At 39.0% G+C, this 19,707-nt stretch carries 17 protein-coding genes and 1 pseudogene; 9 read left to right on the top strand and 9 right to left on the bottom strand.

What is annotated here, in order from left to right:
- Positions 1–42: 42 nt before the first annotated feature.
- Complete coding sequence (locus LC040_11575) at positions 43–1,074, bottom strand: zinc ABC transporter substrate-binding protein (GenBank protein ID WLR49931.1); 1,032 nt, start codon at positions 1,072–1,074, stop codon at positions 43–45.
- Between the two features lie 363 nt (positions 1,075–1,437).
- Between LC040_11575 and LC040_11570 the strand changes: the two genes are divergently transcribed.
- Together LC040_11570 and LC040_11565 are read left to right on the top strand one after the other, a co-directional pair.
- Positions 1,438–2,490: a Cj0069 family protein gene (locus LC040_11570; GenBank protein ID WLR49930.1), complete on the top strand. Its 1,053-nt coding sequence runs from the start codon at positions 1,438–1,440 to the stop codon at positions 2,488–2,490.
- 171 nt (positions 2,491–2,661) lie between these two features.
- The gene (locus tag LC040_11565; protein WLR49929.1) at positions 2,662–3,609 is read left to right on the top strand and encodes a M15 family metallopeptidase; all 948 of its coding nucleotides are present in this window, start codon (positions 2,662–2,664) and stop codon (positions 3,607–3,609) included.
- A 37-nt stretch (positions 3,610–3,646) separates the two neighbouring features.
- Here the strand turns inward: LC040_11565 and sigK are convergent, their stop codons facing one another.
- Positions 3,647–4,369, bottom strand: a complete 723-nt coding sequence (gene sigK, locus LC040_11560; GenBank protein ID WLR49928.1) for an RNA polymerase sporulation sigma factor SigK — start codon at positions 4,367–4,369, stop codon at positions 3,647–3,649.
- 199 nt (positions 4,370–4,568) lie between these two features.
- Between sigK and LC040_11555 the strand changes: the two genes are divergently transcribed.
- From LC040_11555 to LC040_11535, 5 genes are all read left to right on the top strand, one after another.
- Positions 4,569–5,750: a trypsin-like peptidase domain-containing protein gene (locus LC040_11555; GenBank protein WLR49927.1), complete on the top strand. Its 1,182-nt coding sequence runs from the start codon at positions 4,569–4,571 to the stop codon at positions 5,748–5,750.
- Between the two features lie 153 nt (positions 5,751–5,903).
- Positions 5,904–7,217: a hypothetical protein gene (locus LC040_11550; GenBank protein WLR49926.1), complete on the top strand. Its 1,314-nt coding sequence runs from the start codon at positions 5,904–5,906 to the stop codon at positions 7,215–7,217.
- Positions 7,207–9,195, top strand: coding sequence for a hypothetical protein (locus tag LC040_11545; protein WLR49925.1), 1,989 nt, complete (start codon positions 7,207–7,209; stop codon positions 9,193–9,195). Before LC040_11550 ends, LC040_11545 begins: the two co-directional genes overlap by 11 nt.
- Positions 9,179–11,038, top strand: coding sequence for a DUF2357 domain-containing protein (locus LC040_11540; GenBank protein ID WLR49924.1), 1,860 nt, complete (start codon positions 9,179–9,181; stop codon positions 11,036–11,038). Before LC040_11545 ends, LC040_11540 begins: the two co-directional genes overlap by 17 nt.
- Positions 11,039–11,160: 122 nt before the next feature.
- Complete coding sequence (locus LC040_11535) at positions 11,161–11,538, top strand: PilZ domain-containing protein (protein ID WLR49923.1); 378 nt, start codon at positions 11,161–11,163, stop codon at positions 11,536–11,538.
- Positions 11,539–11,877: 339 nt separating this feature from the next.
- Here the strand turns inward: LC040_11535 and mnhG are convergent.
- From mnhG to LC040_11500, 7 genes and pseudogenes are all read right to left on the bottom strand, one after another.
- Positions 11,878–12,198, bottom strand: a pseudogene (gene mnhG / locus LC040_11530) (monovalent cation/H(+) antiporter subunit G).
- The gene (locus LC040_11525; GenBank protein WLR49922.1) at positions 12,170–12,460 is read right to left on the bottom strand and encodes a Na(+)/H(+) antiporter subunit F1; all 291 of its coding nucleotides are present in this window, start codon (positions 12,458–12,460) and stop codon (positions 12,170–12,172) included. The pseudogene mnhG and the gene LC040_11525 overlap by 29 nt, the downstream one beginning before the upstream one ends.
- A complete protein-coding gene (locus LC040_11520; protein WLR49921.1) occupies positions 12,460–12,939 on the bottom strand; it encodes a Na+/H+ antiporter subunit E in 480 nt (159 codons plus the stop codon). The genes LC040_11525 and LC040_11520 overlap by 1 nt, the downstream gene beginning before the upstream one ends.
- Before the next feature lie 5 nt (positions 12,940–12,944).
- A complete protein-coding gene (locus LC040_11515) occupies positions 12,945–14,426 on the bottom strand; it encodes a Na+/H+ antiporter subunit D (GenBank protein ID WLR49920.1) in 1,482 nt (493 codons plus the stop codon).
- The gene (locus tag LC040_11510) at positions 14,419–14,757 is read right to left on the bottom strand and encodes a Na(+)/H(+) antiporter subunit C (GenBank protein ID WLR49919.1); all 339 of its coding nucleotides are present in this window, start codon (positions 14,755–14,757) and stop codon (positions 14,419–14,421) included. Before LC040_11510 ends, LC040_11515 begins: the two co-directional genes overlap by 8 nt.
- A gap of 3 nt (positions 14,758–14,760) precedes the next feature.
- On the bottom strand, positions 14,761–17,100 hold the full coding sequence (locus LC040_11505) for a Na+/H+ antiporter subunit A (protein ID WLR53275.1): 2,340 nt from the start codon (positions 17,098–17,100) through the stop codon (positions 14,761–14,763).
- A gap of 431 nt (positions 17,101–17,531) precedes the next feature.
- The gene (locus tag LC040_11500; protein ID WLR53274.1) at positions 17,532–17,669 is read right to left on the bottom strand and encodes a sporulation histidine kinase inhibitor Sda; all 138 of its coding nucleotides are present in this window, start codon (positions 17,667–17,669) and stop codon (positions 17,532–17,534) included.
- A 410-nt stretch (positions 17,670–18,079) separates the two neighbouring features.
- On the opposite strand from LC040_11500, the gene LC040_11495 reads away from it, so the two are divergent.
- Together LC040_11495 and yqeH are read left to right on the top strand one after the other, a co-directional pair.
- Complete coding sequence (locus LC040_11495) at positions 18,080–18,595, top strand: YqeG family HAD IIIA-type phosphatase (GenBank protein ID WLR49918.1); 516 nt, start codon at positions 18,080–18,082, stop codon at positions 18,593–18,595.
- Positions 18,596–18,597: 2 nt separating this feature from the next.
- Positions 18,598–19,704, top strand: a complete 1,107-nt coding sequence (yqeH, locus tag LC040_11490; protein WLR49917.1) for a ribosome biogenesis GTPase YqeH — start codon at positions 18,598–18,600, stop codon at positions 19,702–19,704.
- Positions 19,705–19,707: the final 3 nt, after the last annotated feature.

Below are 19,707 nucleotides of genomic sequence, written 5' to 3'. Positions count from 1 at the left end.
AGACCCAGCTGCTGTATGAAATGGCAGCTGGGTCTTTTATAACTAGTTAAGAGCTGTTTTTAATGTTTCAATATTTTGTTTCATAAGACTGAAATAATCTTCATCGGTTTTAACCTCTTCTTCTGTGCGTACAGAGAGGTTATGAAGTTGAAGAGTATCTGCGTTTAACTCATTCTTAATAATATCTGCTACTTTTGGTTTAACGTTTTGTTCGAAAATAACGTATTTAATTTGATTTTCTTCTGCAATATGAATAATTTTTTCAAGCTCTTTTTGTGATGGCTCATTTGATGGTGAGAGACCAGCAATACTAATTTGCTCTAAACCATATGCTTGTTCCCAGTAGCCATAAGCAGCATGAGAAACAAGGATTTTTGGGTTCTTTGCGCTCTCTACTACATCATGAAAATCATGATCAAGTGCTTGAAGGTCTGTTTTTAATTGTTCAAAGTTTTGATTAAATGCTTTTTCCTCTTCAGGCTTTAAGCTTACTAATTCTTCTTTTATATTTTCTGCAAGTTGAATAGCTAGCGTTGGATCAAGCCATACGTGCGGATCTTTATCACCGTGTTCATGTCCGTGTTCGTCTTCAGAGTGAGTGTCTTCCTCATGCCCGTGTTCATCTTCAGTATGTGCTTCGTCTTCAGAGTGAGCATCTTCCTCATGCCCGTCTGCGTGAACATGTTCTTTTAAATCAATTTCTTTTGAAGCTTCTAAAATTTTGACGTTCTCAGCTTGTAAGGATTCAGCCATTGATTCTGCATAGGATTCCATGCCAGCACCGTTATAGATGAATAGGTCTGCTTCAGCTAGTTTCATCATCATTTTAGTTGTTGGCTCGTAGGTATGAGCATCTGCACCTGCTGGAATAAGTGAGTCCACTTCGACGTGCTCACCGCCAATTTTTTGCGCGAAATCTTGGAGCGGGAATAACGTTGTATAAATCGTTAATTTTTCCTTTCCCTGTTCATCATCAGCTTGCACAGCTTCATCTGTTTGTTGTCCGCTGCATCCGCTAAGAATAGAACCTAGTAGCAAAATAAGAACAAAAATAGAAAATGTCCAATTTTTCATATGTAAAACCTCCTCTTATATTATCTCGTTATGCCATCTTAAAATGAAGTCCTTGCTTATTATATCGTAATTGTTCTGATTTGCAAACAAGAATTATTACGTTTTATATTAACGAATTGATTATATAGTTATAATTACCTATTTGTGATTATTTTAACAATATAGATAGTTATTATAATTCACATATTTACAAAACAATTACATAAAATCCATAATTTTGTCATAATTATTATAGATTAACTTAACAATTGTGTTGTAAGATGTATTTATAAGTTAAATATTTTAAATATTGTTATAGTTTTGTTGATTAATTTGTTCATACTTGAACAAATATCAAATATATAATTAGGGAGTGTGGAAGATTTGAAGAAGAAAGTCGTTTTCTTTGAAGTCCGTGAAGGTACAGACAAGGGCCCGGACGGTTACAGACCTGATACTATGCCAATGGTGAACGCGCTTAAAGAGCGTGATTGGGATGCAGAGGTTATCTTCTACTCGGATGAGAAGAAGGATGAAATTTTTGAACACGTTTTCAAAACAGCTGACGCATATGTAAGTCGGGTTAACCCTGGTAATCTGAAAAGTGAGAAAGCATATTTTGAAATGCTTCGTAAGCTTGCAGATAACGGCGTAATCGGTATGGCACATCCTGATGCAATGACGAATTACGGTGCGAAAGATGCACTCGTAAAACTTCGTGATACAGATTTAGTGCCAACAGATACGTTTGCATATTATAGTATTGAAGAATTCAAGGAGAATTTCCCGAAACAAATTGCTAATGGTGAACGTGTACTGAAGCAAAACCGTGGCTCGACTGGCGAAGGAATTTGGCGTGTTGTGCTGCAGGATAAAGATGCAATTGATGAGAACGGCAGTGTCAAATTAGATGCAAAGATTAAATGTACAGAAGCAAAGGATAACCATGTTGAAGAACGTGAACTTGGTGAATTCATGACTTTCTGTGAACAGTACATTATTGGAGATAATGGTATGCTTGTTGATATGCCATTTATGCCACGTATTAAAGAAGGAGAAATTCGCATCTTTATGATTAATGATAAGCCGATGAATGTCGTGCATAAGAAACCTGCAGAAGGTGCAGACGCATTCTCAGCAACATTATTCTCAGGTGCGCAATATCGCTATGACAAGCCTGAAGATTGGAAAGACTTGATGGATTTATTTATCGGCAGCTTAGAGTCCATCACTACAAAGCTTGGAGGCTATGATCTTCCACTAATTTGGACTGCGGACTTCATTCTTGACACAGATGCTGATGGTAATGATTGCTATGTGCTTGGTGAAATGAACTGCTCGTGCGTAGGTTTCACTTCACACTTGTCACTTGCAAATGATGTGGCAGACGAGATTATTGCAATCGTTAGCAAAACAAACGAAGTAGAATCTGTCTAAGAATTTTCACACTCCATAGAATTGACTCCCTTAAGACAAACAAGGGCCCTTGTTATGTATCCTCTTCCTTCTATATATGAAGGAAGAGGATTTTTATATATTGTCTTCATTAAGAATGTTCGTTAGTATGTTAAAAGAAAGAACCGTAATCTAACAGCAGGAGATGTTACCGTGAAGACAAAGAGAATTTTTTATATACTTGCCGCATTATCACTTACCTTTACCGCCGGCTGTGCAAGCTTAGAAACAGATCAGCCATATGAAGACCAAAGCCAGCAACAACAAGAACAACAGCCGAATCAATCAGATGAAGCAGATCAAGAATCTGTAGATAAAGAGTCAAACAAACAAGAGCAACAGTCAACAGAACAACCAGAAGAGAAGCCAGAGCAAGATAACGCAAAACAAGATAGCAAAGAACAAACACAACCAGAAAAAAAGCCGCAACAAGAACTGGACGAACAACAAGAAGCGGTCCCAACATATGTGAAGTCAGTGAATGGCAAGCAAGTCATTACAAACCCGACAAACTTACAAGTGCTCGTTAATAAAACAAATTTCCTGCCATCAGACTATAAGCCAGAGCTTGTTATTCCAAATGTCCCTTTTTATTTTGAAGAAGCGTTGCCAAAGAAACATATGCAAAAGAATGCAGCGAAAGCATTGGAAACGTTGTTTGCTGGTGCAAAACAGCAGAGCTTAAACCTAGTCGCAGCTTCTGGCTATCGTTCATATGATCGCCAAAACCAAATCTATCAAGCGCAAGTAAACCGAGTTGGCAAAGAGAAAGCAAATGAAGCCGTGGCATTACCAGGTCAAAGTGAGCATCAGACAGGTCTTGCAATTGATGTTACAAGTCCAGAGATGAACTATAAGCTCACTCAATCATTTGAAGAAACGAAAGAAGGTACATGGCTGAAGAATAATGCGTACAAATACGGTTTCATTATCCGCTATCCAAAAGGGAAAGAACAAATCACAGGCTATCAATATGAGCCATGGCACCTCCGTTATGTAGGAGTAGAAGCAGCAAAGCAAATCCATTCACAAAACATTACACTCGAACAGTATGTCAACGCGGTACCTGTTCAAAATAAACCAAAAAATGAAGCACAATAAAAATGCGGCCTCCAATAAAGTGGAGGACCGCATTTCTTTATGTCTTTGTTTTCCGTCGCTTCTTCTGCTCATTGCGATAAAATTCATGAAATAGCTTCATTAACGCTCGCTTTTCGATTCTGGAGACGTAGCTGCGTGAAATGCCTAATTCTTTGGCGATTTCTCTCTGGGTTTTTTCATCACCTTGCTGCAGACCGAATCGTCCGATAATCACTTCTTTTTCCCGTTCATCTAAAATATGAATATACTTCGCAACTTTCTCAAGTTCAAGTGTTTGCTGGATTAGTTCAATCACATCATCATTTTCAGATTTTAATATGTCTATAAGGGATATTTCATTACCTTCCTTATCCTGGCCAATTGGATCGTGCAAGGAAATATCTTTTCTTGTTTTTTTCAAAGAGCGTAAATGCATAAGAATCTCGTTTTCGATACAGCGAGCTGCATATGTGGCAAGCTTCGTTCCTTTGCCAACCGAATAGCTTTCAATTGCTTTGATCAGACCGATTGTTCCAATTGAAATCAAATCCTCGGAATCTTCATTCGTGTTCTCGAACTTCTTCACAATATGTGCCACAAGCCGCAGGTTATGTTCAATCAGCTTGTCGCGTGCTTCCTTGTCGCCTTCTGCCATCAGCTTAATGCATTTCTGTTCTTCTTTTTCTGGCAGTGGTTTTGGGAAGGCATTGTTTTTGACATATGAGACGAAGAACCAGACATCCTTCACAAGGTGTGAAATCGCAATCAATAATCCCGACACAGCCTCACCTCCACAAGAGTTTGCTTTACCTATCATATGAAGGGATATAGGTATTTGTGCGTGTCCTATGGGAAAAGAAAATTTTTCTTCGTTGACATATTCCTGACACATTCAGTTGCTAAATTAAAGCTATTCAAAATGAGTAATGCGGAAATAGCACCAGCTCAATGAGAAGAAACCCAACAAGGAGGAGTTCGTAATGGGTTATTATGATCAACATGTGTCAAAGAAGAAATCATCTTCTAAGTGGATAAAGTATTCTGTGTTCGGCGGAGTTGTCGGTTCAATGATAACGAGTTTATTTTTTGTGATTTGGCTTACGGTTGGACAAGGTTCGGTCATATTTGCGAAAGATGATGATAACAGGGCAGTCAATTCATCTGAGGCAAAGATAGAAAACAATCAAAGTGATGTTCAAGGAGCGGTTGAGAAGGTTTCCGATGCGGTTGTAAGTGTGAATAGTATGCAGCGTGTAGCAATGTTTGGTGAAGAACAGGCTCAGGCAGGGACAGGGTCTGGCGTTATTTATAAGAAAGCTGATGGCAAGGCATACATTGTAACGAATAATCATGTTGTTGAGGACTCCGAAAGTGTGGAAGTAACCTTAACTGATGGAACGAAGGAATCAGCGAAAATTATCGGAACTGATCCACTGACAGATTTAGCGGTTCTGCAAATTGATGGAAAGCATGTTAAGACAGTAGCGGAGCTTGGAGGTTCTGAAAATTTACAATTAGGGGAGCCTGTTATTGCAATTGGCAACCCGTTAGGTCAAAGATTTGCAGGCTCTGTAACACAAGGGATTATTAGTGGCTTAAATCGCGATATTCCAGTTGATCTAAATGGCGACGGAAAGCCTGATTGGCAGTCAGAGGTCATTCAAACCGATGCGGCGATTAATCCTGGGAACAGTGGCGGTGCTTTAGTTAATATGAAAGGACAAATTGTCGGGATTAATTCGATGAAAATTTCCAAAACATCTGTAGAAGGAATTGGACTTGCTATCCCTTCATCGGCAGTAAAACCGATTATTGAAGATTTGGAAATCCATCATGAAGTAGAAAGACCTTATATCGGTGTGGCACTACAAGCCCTATCAGATATCCCGCAGTATCATTGGCAAGAAACATTAAAGCTCCCAGAAGGTGTGAAGGATGGCGTAGCTGTATTAGAAGTCGTTCCTGGTTCCCCAGCTGATAAAGCGAATTTGAAAAAATATGATGTACTTGTTTCTCTAGACGGACAAAGTATTAAGGATGATATGGACTTGAGAAAATTCTTATATACGAAGAAAAAGATCGGGGAGAGCATGAAAGTAACATTCTATCGAAATGGAGAGAAACAGACAGAAGTTGTGAAGCTTGTAAAAGATGCCTATTAAGAACAAAGATGAGGAGCCTGCGGGCTTCTCATTTTTTCGATCACCCGAAACGTTCAAGAATGTTTTCGATATTTGGACACAAATAGGCTCCCAGTTGTGTTAAATTTTAACTAGTAGAGTGTTCTACGAAAAGGGAATGAAGGGGGACGTGAAATGTCGACAGCACAATTACAACAGAAAAATGTGCGAGAGTTTGAAACATTGCTAGAGGTGCTGCTAGATGTATGGACGAAGGAAGAGCTTGCAGGTGTAACGAAAACTTTAGGACTGCAGATTAGAGGGTTTAATAAAAAGATAGAAAACGCACCTGTGACGAGCTTACAAATGAAAATTAGGCGGGCAAAGAAGCAATTTTTCCAATTAGAAAATGGCTTTAAAAAATACTATGAAAATGAGCGTGAAAAATATACAGAATTAGATGACCAACAGTTTTTATTGAAAGTGATGCAAGACGAGACGTTAAGCACAGCTGAATGTCTCATCTTAACCTATTATGGATTACCAAATTGGTATGACGAACACATAGAGAAGATGAGAGACAATGTGAAAGCAGGTAAACCGTTATTTCATAAACTAATTGATAAACAAGGCAGTCGTGAAGACTGGCTTTACGTATTAGCAACAGAAGCTGAGGAGTTGTCTGAAGCATTAGCTCAATCATTAGTAGCAAGTGAAGAAATTCACATCAATCTTGAACAATGTAGCTTAGAGGAATGGCTGCAAAGGGCTGGTCATGCAGAGAGCAGTGAGAATATTCAATTTATTTTACGTTCAGTCGATGAGTGGAGAGAGTGGCCGATAATTGAACAGATGTACTTACAAAAGGTATTAAATGCATCCTTACTGACACGTCTTGAAACCATCCAAGACAAACTTACGTTACACGAAAAAGAGAAAGCAGAACTGCAAGAACAACTAACGAAAGAACAAGACCGCAGTCACGATTTGGCTGCAGCATTAGATAAGAAGAAGAAAGAAACCTTTGCATTGAAAAATGAATACGAGCAAACAATTAATGATTTGAATGAAACAATTGAAACATTGCAGGAGGACAAGCAATCTAAGCAGAAGGAATTAAGTCAATTACATGCATATTATAAAGCAGAGTTTGCAGCATTGAAAAAAGAATTAGAAGAAGTGGAGCATACGAAACAAACAAGCACCCATGAACCGCTGTTTTACGGAGAAGCTGTGTGGCTTGTGACGGATTATGAGGCAGATAGGTTTTCAGGGTACATGCTTGATGAGCAAATTGTTCCCATCGAGCACTTCTTGCAGGCGCAAGACAAATATCGCGACCAGCTATTATTTATTCATACAACAGGATTATCAACATCGAAGCAGTTTGAATTAGAAGACGTCGCGCGACAAGTGTCTCCATTTACATGTTTTATTAACGGCAATGAGCAAGCCGTAGTCCGAAAGATCGCATATTACTTAGAAGGGGAATGGAAATATGAAGCTTGAGACAATTATACCTTTTCAGTTGCACAAACAATTAGAGGCCTCCGCTTACTTTCTCGGAAGACTTGCGACTCCTGATGAATTAAAGTATACGATGCTTGATAGTCCTGTGAAACGATTTAATGAGCTTGATGAAGATTTGAATTTTTATATTCGATGTCTAAGTCCGATTCCAGACGAGATCAAAGAGCATTTTACCTATCAAAATAACATACTAACCGGGGGAACAAAAAGTGATAACAATGTTCGAAAATTAGATGAATGGATGAATTACCGACGTGTTCATTACGTAGATAAGATCGAAAAAGTAGAAGAATTTCTGAAAGGGAAGTTAATTATTTTCCGTCTTCGGGTAAATCAAGCGAGAGATCATATCTATGTTGAATTTGAAGATATTGAAGAAGAATTACAGCCTGCCAAATCATATATTGCCATCCCAGGACCAGAGTTGAAGCCAGCAGAACGAAAAGAAGATTTTGAAACAAAATTACTGGCACAGAACCGTCCTTTCGTCTTACCTTGCTATCCGAATATGTTTGCATCACCTGAATTTCTCGTTCACCACCAAACTATTTATGCGAATATTTCCATAAGTCCTACGCAAAACCCAACAACCTATACACAGAAGAAAACAGAAGAAGAGATTATTTATGCGGACGTACCTGAATTACGTAAGTTCGTTCATGCAAGAATTAATGATCAGCTCTATTTCATCCCACAAGAAAGCTTGGACGACCTCAAAGCAATTGTAAAAGAACGAGCAAAGCGCCTAAGTAAGAAAACAGAAGAGATTCGTGTGGTAGAGCCGTTTTCTAAAGAACCAAGTATATCATTTGTTACAGAGAAGATTCTCCCTGAAGCCCACACGTTTGTAGAAAGTGAAATGCAATTTTTGCAGTTATTAAATGAAAGGGCTGCCAAGAGAAATTTATTCTACAATACAGAAGATTTATATTCGTTTCATACGAGTGTGAAAACAAACAGCATTACCATTCTCGGTGGAATGGCTGGAACAGGGAAGTCACAGCTTGCGCAATTGTACGGAGAAACAATGGGGCTGGAGCCTGGTAAGCAGCTATTAACCGTGCCGGTCTATCCTTCCTACAATGAGCCGAATGATATTTTGGGTTATTTAAATCCGACGACAGGAGTCTTCCATGAAAGCGAAACAGGCTTAACAAGCTTATTGGTTGAAGCAGAACGTCATCCAGACAAGATGTATATGGTGATTTTTGAAGAGATGAACTTATCACAGGTGGAGTATTGGTTTAGTCCATTTATTACATTGCTTGAATTGCCGCTCGATCAGCGTCGCCTTGCACTCTTTAATAAAAACAGTCACTGTGTCAATGGCTATCATCATTCTGTTACGATTCGTGATAATGTCCTTTTTATCGGTACGGTAAACTTTGATGAAACGACGAAGGCATTTTCAGACCGTCTGCTTGATCGGACGAACGTGATAACCCCGCGTAAGATTTCATTTGAACAAGCGTGGGAAGTGATGCAGCAGCAAACAACTGATGAAACAGAATCAGACTTCATGGTCATTGAGTACGAACAAATGCGAGAGGACTGGGTTCAGGATAAGGTAGGTTTGAACAAGCTTTCACGAGAAGAGTTGAAAGTGCTTGATCAAATGAATCGTATTCTAAATGAACAAGATTACCAAAAAGGTATATCGTTCCGTGTCGTCAGTGCGATTGCAAAATATATTTCAAATATTCCTGTTAATGAAGACGGTGAGATGCTGATTTCAAGAAGACGAGCATTTGACCTTCAAGTAAAGCAGCGAATTACAACAAAGATTAAAGGTTTAGAAGCATTTGTCGGACCGCTTGTCGGAAATGAAGCAATGGATGGCACATTAATTACGTATTTGAAAAACGAAGAAGCACAGAAGGTCTCTGATTTCTCTGAAACAATTAAAGTTCTCGAACAGAAACGAAAAGAGTTGAGTGTGTATGGGTTTGCAAATTAATGCAGTGCCGGAGAGCCCGTCCACTGATTCAGTATCAGCATTATTGCCTTTTCAACTTTATGTGAAAGCTGGGTATGAGACGAAGACACTCTCATTTACTGAACGACGTGAAGAACTAACAAAGCATGAAATCTCCATTCCAGAGCTGACTGATTTGACGCTTATTCTTGAGACAGAAGCGAATGCGTCTGTCAGAATCTATTGGGGCTGTTTATATCGTATATCAAATGGGGATGACCCGCAGTCTTGGTATGCTTTGAACCAGGACACTTCAGAAGTAAAGCTTTTCGAAAATGGAAAAGGTAAAGAATATCCATGGCGTTGCGGTGTCTATCCTGTCGAAATCGTTTGGGAAGGCAATGTGTATTATAGCTGCTATCGGGTTCTGCCGAAGAACTTAAACAGCAAGCAGATGGAGATGATTCATGAACAATTAAATGAACAGCTCCAAGGGTTGATTGTCGATTATTTGCATCAAAAGCAATTTGCAGAACGGTCTGACCCACTACACCGTTCATCGTTTTGGCGCCTATTACATTGGTTTCAAGATAATCGGAAGGATTTGTTTTCATCCTTGCATATGATTATGAGCAATCCGCACATTGAAATCGGCAAGGTGTATACGGAAGAGTCATTTCCGAAACGGCTTGATTACCGAAGCGCTCGTTTTGAAAATACGTTAAAAGGAAGCGTTAAGAGAGGAGAGCGTTATTATAATCGAAGTCTCGTTAAAGAAACCGATAATGAAGCAAACCGCCTTGTGAAATTTCGCTTGCTTCGCTTAATAGATGATTTAAAGCAAGGCATACGTGATTTGCATCGTACACTTCAAGAAATAAAAGAAGAAGTATTGATGCAGGAGGAAGACCTAGCTGCATATAAACGAAGGTATGAGCTTTTGCTAGAAGATACACGTACGCCTGAACGCCATCTCTTGACCCGGCGTAATGCGTTGTATACGAAGGAGCATGAATTAAATAAGAAAAAGAAACAGCTATTTGATTATGAACAGGTGCTTGCGGAGCTTGAAATGATGGAACGACAATTAACAGCTGTTTATAGCAACGTCTTTTGGAGCCGAATTCGTTTACAAATGCCGCCACGTCTTTTAAACGGTAGACATAGTGGTTATCAAATGTTTGTAAAACTGTGGCGGGAAAGCCGTGCATGCTTTGATCATACGCTTCAGACGAGCAATGTTTTAGTACCTGTATATCATCCATCTTATTTGTTGTACGAATACTACGTTTTCTTTGGAGCAGTTCGCGCCGTAATGGAGAGCGGATTTGCTCCAGAGAAAGACTTGTCAGGACGAATTGCCACTGCCCTTACTGGGACTGGTCTTCCTGATGGTTTTACTGTTACATTGACGAAAGATAGTCAGCGAATTGATATAGTTTATAATCAAATGATCGAGCTGAAGGCACAAGAGGCATTAATGAAGGGTACGCATTTTTATTTAAATAGTGAACATCGAAAGCCTGATATCCGGGTTGATTTGTATGAAGAAGGCAGTGATACATGGAAGTTTGTTCAAACGATGATTATTGAAGTAAAGTATAGCCCGCTTCGTAATATCGTTAATCCACAGACATATGGTGACACGAGGGCAACAAAACAGATGGATGCGTATGGTAACATGAAATATATCTACAATCAAAATGAATTCAATCACCAGCCTGTCCATTCAGTTGTTTGTGCTTTCCCTGGCGATGATCATTCACCAGTTTATCGCCCGTTTGAATATGGTCATCTATTGCAGTTCTATCCTGCAAAGGAAGAAGAAATTGTCGGGCTGAAAGAGCTACGTACACACCTTCAACAAATGATTTATCGAATATAGCAAACGAAAAGGCGAAGAATTTTTCTTCGCCTTTTTCTATAAAAAAGCATTGGATTGTACGATAATGAAAGATATAATCAGAAATAAATATCTCCACCATCTCTAAAGTATTCGAGGTGAAAATGATGATCTATCGAAGAGACGAGGCATTTCGCTATGAATTTGGCACCCCTTTAGATTGCAAATTTTCGATCATTCAAATAAATGATAAACCTTACAATAGTAAACAGGGTGCAGGAAAGATTCATGATATCAGCCCACGAGGTTTGAAAATTAAAGCCCCATTAGACTTAAATGCGAAGCAAAATGAAGTAAAAATCGAGATTCATTTTGAATTGATGAAAAGAGATTTCTCGATTGAAGGCACTGTTCTTTGGCAGGAAAAGTTTATTGATACATTTATATATGGAATTGAATTAGATATTTTTGATGATACGCAGGAGCTGCTTATTCGCCAAATCAAATTACACGCTTCCGCTTCAATTGACGGTGCTAAATAAAGCATCGTTTTTTATATTGTCAGTCCTATACAATTAGACGTTTGTCCATAACGAATTTGTCTACAAGGGCATATGCTGTAGTAAAAATATCTAAAGGAGAGAAGTGCAATGGCTAATGGTTATGGTTTTGGCGCACCTTATTATCCTCCTTACGGTTATCCTGCATCACCGTATTATGGTTATGGCAGCGGTTATTGGTTAATTGTCATCCTGCTTATTTTGCTGCTTGTACTTGGTGGAGGGTGCTACTATTACTGGACCTGTCAGCGTTAAAGCAAAAAGACACGTACAGAGTATTAAACTCCGTGCGTGTCTTTTTTTTGGTGTAACGTTTTTTAATTCGTCCTTTACGCTTCCTTCCCAAAGCTTCACACCACTTAAGTAGGCTGCTCTAGAAATCATATGCCCTCCAACAGGAGCTGTTAACAGAACAAAGATAATTCCAAGAATTAACTTCCCGCTAACGACGTGTTCTTCAGCTAGAAAGAAAAGAAAAGCCGCAATTAAGATACCAGCTACACCGAGAGTCGCGCTTTTCGATGCAGCATGTAACCTTGTGTACACATCAGGAAACCGAAGAATCCCAATGGAGCCAGAAACAATAAAAAAGGTGCCGCTTATTAGAAAGAAACTAATGACGATCTCGATCAATGATAACACCCTTTTCTAAGAATTTTGCGATGGCCACTGTTCCGATAAAGGCCAAAATACCGATTAACAAGATAATATCGTTAAACTTTGTCGTTTCAATTTTTATCGCGTATAACGCTGTTAAGGCGATTAAATTAATCCCAATTGTATCAAGCGCAACAGCTCGATCTGGGCTTGTCGGGCCTTTAATTGCCCGGTATAACAACATAACTAATGATAGAGCGGTGGCGACTGAACAAATATCAATGACGATATGTAAATATGGCGTCATTATCTTGTCACCTCCATAATTGCTTTTTCAAACGTATCTTTAATGCCGTTAATGGATTCTTCAACATCTGGAATATCCATTGCATGAATATAAATAGTTGTTTGGTCATGAGAAACCGCGACAGATAATGTTCCTGGAGTTAATGTAATTAAATTAGCAAGTAATGTTATCTCCCAGTTCGTACTAAGCTCTGTTGGAAGAGCAAAAATTCCAGGCTGCGCTTCTTTCAAATTTGGCTTATAGACGAATTTCAGCACAGATAAGTTTGCTAAGATTAACTCTTTAATAAAGAGAAGCATAAGCTTCAAAATGGCTAGCACTTTTTCCATGTAAAAAAAGTCTGGAATAAAACGTCTCATTATGAATAAAAGAAAAATCCCAATGATGTAGCCGATTACAAAGGTGGAGAAGTCATAGGATTCATTCAAAAACATCCATATAAATGCAACAAGGATGTTCAAAACAATTTGAAAAGTCATTGTCATTACTCCTTTAGCACCGTATTGATATAGATAGACGGATCAGCAAGTGCTTCTGCAACTTGGTCAATATATGGATAGAACCATTCAGCACCTAAGCCCAGCATGACTGAAAATGCTAAGAGTAGGGCAATTGGAGCGACCATGCCTTTCTCACTGCCTTTTTCTTGATGACGTTCAAGTTTGACTTCTCCCCAAAATGCATTAATGAATATGCGGATAACCGATAACAGAATTAATAAGCTTGATAGAAGAGCTGCTCCAACGATGAAGTATCGTCCTTCACCCATAGCACCAGTTAGCAGCAAATATTTTCCGATAAAACCACTGAATGGCGGAATACCTGCAAGTGTTATACAAGCTATTAAGAATAACCAGCCAAGCAATTGATGATTGTGAATTAATCCGCCCATTTTTCTAAGGTCAGATGTGCCAGTAATTTTAATAATTGCTCCTGCAAGTAAGAACAAGGCGCCCTTAACAATCATATCATGTGCAAGGTAATACACTGTTCCAGCAAGAGCTGTTTCGTTGAAAACGCCAATCCCCATCATCATAAAACCAACAGCAGGGATGATGTTATAGGCAACAATCAGCTTAATATTATGTGTAGATAGAGCCCCGATAACACCAAATAACATTGTAATACCTGCGAGAACAACAAATAGCTCATGTGTAATGTCTGTCTTATGAATAAAAATCAACGTGAAAACACGTAAAATCGAATATACGCCGACTTTTGTTAAGAGAGCACCAAACAGTGCTGAAATAACAGGGCTTGGTACTGCATACGACTTTGGAAGCCAGAAATACAGCGGGAAAAGAGCCCCTTTAGTTGCAAATACTAAGAATAAGAGAATTGAGATCGCTGTTAAGATACCTTGCTGTTCAACCTCACCGATACGTTCCGCTAATTGAGCCATGTTGACTGTTCCTATAACAGAGTAAAGAAATGCAACAGTAGTAACGAAAAGCATCGAAGAGAATAAATTGATTAACACATATTTCAATGATTCTCTTAGCTGTTCTTTGGAGCCTCCAAGAATGATGAGACCGTATGAAGCCATTAATAGCACTTCGAAAAATACGAACAAGTTGAATAAGTCACCTGTTAAGAATGCGCCGCTCACACCTGCAATAAGAAGTTGGAAAAAAGTATAGAAATAGAAGCGTTCTTTTTCCTCATCAAGTGAGCGGAATGCATAAAGGGCACAGGCCACCGCAATTAAGTCTGTTACTAAAACAAGTGTAATCGCAAGCTTGTCGGCAACAAGCACAATCCCAAATGGTGCGATCCAGTCACCTGCTTCAAGAACAATCGGTGCCTGGTTAAAAATAATTGTAGCCAGATAGAAAGATGTTAGCAACGTGACAATTGACATTGTAATTGTAATTGTGCGTACTGCAATTAATCGTTTATGAAGAAATGCAGCCAGCACACCAGTTAGAAACGGTAGTAGAATTGGCAGAATGGCTAAGTTACTCATTTTCAGTACCTCTCAATTGTTCCATATTATCTGTTTTGTTTGTTTTATATGTGCGATAAGCAAGAACGAGCAAGTACGATGTGACACCAAAGCTGATAACAATGGACGTTAAGATTAACGCCTGTGGTAAGGGGTCCGTATACTTTTCAACACCCTCTACGATGATGGGAGGAGCTCCTGTTTTCAGTTTTCCCATCGTCAAAATCAGCAGATGAGCTCCATGCGAGATGAGGCCTGTGCCAATAATAATGCGCAGGATTTGTTTTTGTAACAGCATGTATACGCCCATTGTAAAGAGTACACCGGCTGTAATACACATGAAAATTTCCATACCCTATTCAGCCTCCCCTTTCTTCCGCAGTTTGATCATCGTAAAGATTGCAAGTGCTGCAAGTCCGAGTACTGTAATTTCCAGCATGGTATCAAGACCACGCATGTCAACAAGAATGACGTTTACGATGTTATGACCGCCGCCGAGTTCTACTGACGTTTCTACGAAATAGTCTGAAATGGTTTCGAACATTTTGGAGCTATGAGACGCGATTGCAACAAGTGTCACAATCGTTCCTACAGCAATTGAAATAATCCAGTTAATAACGTTGTTTGCAGATTTGTTATCCCGTTTCTCTAAGTTCGGTAAGTGATAGAAGCAAAGCAGGAATAACGCAACCGTAACTGTTTCGACAATCAACTGTGTTAAAGCTAAGTCTGGTGCTCGGTAAATAACAAATAGCAGTGAAAGGCCATAACCGACGACACCTAATACCAGAATCGCTGTAATACGATTATTCGCAAATACAGTACCAACCGCAGCCCCCATCATCGTAAGCCCGATCAGAATTTCCGTCCAACTAATTGGTGCTAAGTCTTCTGTAGAAATGGCAAATCCGTCTGTAAGTGCCATAACAACCCCTGTTAAGGCGACTAAGAAAGTTAGAATAATTAACATGTACAGACGCAGTGAGCCTGTCATGTATAGCTTTGTAATCTTCTCAGAAGCTGTATAGATGTTCTTAACTGAGTAGTCATATACTTTGTTCGCACTAAGTGGGCCTGGGAGCATATTATAGACTGCTGCCCATTTCTCACGTGTTAAGTAAAGAAATATACCGAAGCAAAGGACAACAAGTGACATGAACAGTGGTACACTCTTGAAGCCATGCCAGAATGCAACATGAACATGTGGTGCAGACCCATGAATAGCCTTAACCGCTGGTGTAATCAATGGTCCGTTAATGATATTTGGAAGCAAGCCAATGACGACAATGAATGCGACAAGGATAATTGGAGAGAGATGCATGCCAAATGGTGGTTCATGCGGCTTTTTCTCCAATTGCGCTAAGTCGCCTTTTCCTGTAAACGTTTTAAAGAATAGTAGCATTGAATAAACAAACGTAAAGATACTACCAAGAATCGCAACAACAGGGAAGAATGGCGCAACAGCTGCGACAATACTTGAACCCTCATGTGCAATGTGTAAAGTCGATTCAAAGAACAATTCCTTACTTAAGAAACCGTTCAAAATAGGAAGCGGTGCACCTGCCATCGAAAACGTACCGAATAACGCAAGTGTTGCAGTAATCGGCATTAACGTCATTAAACCGCCAAGGCGTCTAATATCCCGTGTTCCTGTTTCATGGTCAACAATACCCGCAACCATAAACAAAGACCCTTTAAATGTTGCGTGGTTAAAAATATGAAAGACTGCCGCAAAAACAGCAATTTCAGTTCCAAAACCAAGCATCGACATAATCATACCGAGTTGGCTAATCGTTGAAAAAGCGAGAATTGCCTTCAAATCAGTTTGGCGTACAGCCATATATGAACCCCAGCACAACGTTAATAGGCCAAAGCCTGAGACAAGCAGGAAGAACAAGTCTGTCCCTGCAAACAGCAATGACAAACGTGCAACTAAGTAGATACCTGCTTTAACCATTGTAGCGGAGTGAAGATAAGCACTAACTGGTGTTGGCGCTTCCATTGCGTCAGGTAACCAGATATGAAATGGAAACTGTGCTGACTTTGTGAATGTGCCAAGTAAAATTAGGATTAAAATTCCGGCAAATACGGGGCTGTTCACAACAACATCTGCATTTTCAATAATTGTCCTGATGCTTGTTGAACCAGCTGTTATCGATAGAAGAACAAAGCCCCCAAGCATGGATAGTCCACCGAACACAGTAATTAACAGTGATTTCTGAGCACCGTAGCGTGAACGTTCCTTATGATTCCAATATCCAATCAATAAGAAGGACGATAGACTTGTCAGCTCCCAAAAGCTATATAATACAAACAAGTTATCTGATAAAACAACGCCAAGCATGGCGCCCATAAACATTAAGAGATAGACATAGAAATGTCCGAGCTTTTCACTCTTATGTAAATAAAAGATTGAATAAAGTACAACGAGTGAACCAATACCTGTGATAAGTAATGCAAATAGTAAGCTTAGCCCATCGACATAAAGGTCAAAGTTGATGCCTAATGATGGTATCCATTCAAGCTGTTTAAATGCTGCCCCATTTTGAATCGTTGGGAAGTAGGTTAGAAAATAAGAAAACAATGTAACTGGTACAACGAGGACAAACCAGCCTGTATGTAACGGTCGTACTTTGGAATACAAGAGCGGTACAAACACCGCGAATAATAACGGCGCTAATACGGCGAGATGCAGCATGACATTTCCCCCTTTTTAAAGCATAAAAAAATTCTTTGATTTCTATTTATATTCTAATCTTGCAAGCTAAAAGAGTAAGCTCAGTTTTAGGGTCTTAAGAACTGTTCAAAACACTACTGAATTTTCTCTTATAGCAATAAAAGTGTAAAACATCATTATAATTGTAAGCACAAAGCCTATTATTATTCAACAGAAATCGGCTATGAATCGTTGGTATAAAAAGATTCGTTCTGTTTCTTCCTATTTAAAAAGAAAACAAATATTTATTTACTTTTTCGAAAAGAGTTTATATTGTGAAATTTTTAACAGACTAAGCCTCTTTATTATACGAAAAATTTATAGGAATGTTGCAAAAAACGATAAAAAAATAAAAAAACCGCTCCAAAATTGGAAAGCGGTTTAAATGTATTGCGATAAATCGTATGTTTTTAGGAAATTTTCACTTTATTCGTTAGGGAACGCTGTTCAATTTCTTGTTCGATCAATAAAATAAATTCTGGGCTTAAACGTAACTCAATCGCTTTTAAATATGATTCAATCAATAGGTCATCTGATAATTTCTGCATGTTTACAGCACGCATACTTTCACCTCCAGCAAATGTTTACAAGTATATCTGAAGATGTATCTGCATATATGAAGCATCTCTTGTTGATATGTATACTTTATCACGAAACAAAAAAGAGAACAATCGTTCTTATATCCACAGAGTAAAGGGGATAAATTGTGGGTAATATGTTTGTAAATGGTATTAGCCTTGATAATACAAGGGGGATAATGTGTACAAAGTTATCCACAGGCACTTAGTTTTGTCAGAAAATGTCGAAAGTTTTTAGGACAACATCTATCTTAACGAGATTTAACCCATTATGGTGTTTAATTTTATTTTGAAAGTGACGATTAAATCCGTTATCATAGTGAAGATACCAATGTGAGTCGAAGTGTGTAAAAGTGTATCGTAGATAGAGGTGGATATAGTTGATAAAGAATTTTTTACCTGATCAACATGTACAATCGATTTTGGATATAAAACCGGAAGCATTAAAAGAAAAAGGTGTACGCGGGGTCATTACCGATCTAGATAATACATTAGTTGAATGGGACCGACCTGATGCAACACCTGAGCTGCAAGAATGGTTTCGATCTATGCAAGACCACGGGATTCTCGTTATGATCATTTCAAATAACAAAGAAGCGCGTGTTCGTAAATTTGCAGAGCCTGTAGGTGTTCCGTTCATCTATGCGGCCCGTAAACCGATGGGGCGGGCTTTTAGGCGTGCTTTGAAAGAAATGATGCTTAAGAAAAGTGATGTCGTTGTAATCGGCGATCAACTGCTCACAGATGTATTAGGAGGAAATCGCGCAGGTTTTCATACGATTCTTGTCGTGCCTGTTGCGCAGTCAGATGGTTTTATTACAAAATTCAATCGCCGTGTGGAAAGACGCATCCTAAGCTGGATGAAGCGAAAAGGGATGATTTATTGGGAGGAATGAACGTGGAAGAGCAAGTGTATTGCATCGGTTGCGGTGTGAGGATTCAAACAGAAGATAAGAAGGAAATGGGCTATGCGCCACCCTCAGCGCTGGAAAAAGACGATATCATTTGTCAGCGTTGCTTTCGTTTGAAGCATTATAATGAGATTCAAGATGTTTCCTTAACAGATGATGATTTTCTTAAAATTTTAAATGGAATTGGGAAGTCAGATGCTCTTGTTGTAAAGATTGTCGATATTTTTGACTTTAATGGAAGCTGGTTACCTGGCCTGCATCGTTTTGCAGGGAAGAACCCGATTCTTTTAGTAGGAAATAAACAGGATGTGCTGCCGAAATCAGTAACAGAAAACAAACTGTTGCATTGGATGCGTCATTCGGCAAAAGAGCTTGGAATGAAGCCGATTGATGTGGCGCTTATTAGTGCAGCTAAAGGCCATGGCATTACGGAACTGGCAGCACTTATTGATAAATACCGGGAAGGCAAGGATGTGTATGTTGTTGGTTGTACGAATGTTGGAAAATCCACATTTATCAACCGTATTATTAAACAGTTCTCTGATGAGAAGGACGATGTCATTACAACATCACAATTTCCTGGCACAACGCTTGATTTAATTGATATTCCGCTTGACGACCAAGCAGTGATGTATGATACACCAGGCATTATTAATCATCATCAGATGGCTCATTTTGTTGACGCAAAAGGGCTTAAAGTAATAACACCGAGAAAAGAAATTAAGCCGAAAGTGTATCAGCTAAATGAAGAGCAAACTTTGTTTTTTGGAGGTCTTGCTCGCCTAGATCATGTTTCAGGCGGACGCACTTCCTTTACTTGTTATGTATCAAATGACTTGTATATTCACCGTACAAAGACAGAGAAAGCAGATGACGTCTATAAGAATAACGTCGGTGAATTATTAACACCGCCATATCCAGAGCAACTAGATGAATTTCCAGAGCTTGTGAAGCATGAATTTACGATTCGTGAATCAAAAACAGATATTGTCTTCTCAGGCCTTGGCTGGGTTGTCGTAAATGAACCTGGAACAAAGGTAAGAGCATATGTACCAAAAGGAGTTAGTGTCTCAATCCGACCATCCATTATTTAATAA

Origin of the sequence: Bacillus tianshenii (assembly GCA_020524525.2) — a bacterium.
In the GTDB taxonomy this organism is placed as follows: Bacteria; Bacillota; Bacilli; order Bacillales; family Bacillaceae_N; genus Bacillus_AV.
The sequence above is the reverse complement of the archived record's forward strand: the minus strand, read 5'-3'. Positions and strand labels throughout refer to the sequence as shown.

Coding starts and splice junctions, on each gene's coding strand:
- LC040_11550 (WLR49926.1), top strand. CDS start 5,904: ATGTCGACAGCACAATTACAACAGAAAAATGTGCGAGAGTTTGAAACA.
- LC040_11535 (WLR49923.1), top strand. CDS start 11,161: ATGATGATCTATCGAAGAGACGAGGCATTTCGCTATGAATTTGGCACC.
- LC040_11540 (WLR49924.1), top strand. CDS start 9,179: ATGGGTTTGCAAATTAATGCAGTGCCGGAGAGCCCGTCCACTGATTCA.
- LC040_11575 (WLR49931.1), bottom strand. CDS start 1,074: ATGAAAAATTGGACATTTTCTATTTTTGTTCTTATTTTGCTACTAGGT.
- LC040_11500 (WLR53274.1), bottom strand. CDS start 17,669: ATGCAGAAATTATCAGATGACCTATTGATTGAATCATATTTAAAAGCG.
- LC040_11525 (WLR49922.1), bottom strand. CDS start 12,460: ATGACGCCATATTTACATATCGTCATTGATATTTGTTCAGTCGCCACC.
- LC040_11515 (WLR49920.1), bottom strand. CDS start 14,426: ATGAGTAACTTAGCCATTCTGCCAATTCTACTACCGTTTCTAACTGGT.
- LC040_11555 (WLR49927.1), top strand. CDS start 4,569: ATGGGTTATTATGATCAACATGTGTCAAAGAAGAAATCATCTTCTAAG.
- LC040_11510 (WLR49919.1), bottom strand. CDS start 14,757: ATGGAAATTTTCATGTGTATTACAGCCGGTGTACTCTTTACAATGGGC.
- LC040_11520 (WLR49921.1), bottom strand. CDS start 12,939: ATGACTTTTCAAATTGTTTTGAACATCCTTGTTGCATTTATATGGATG.
- LC040_11545 (WLR49925.1), top strand. CDS start 7,207: ATGAAGCTTGAGACAATTATACCTTTTCAGTTGCACAAACAATTAGAG.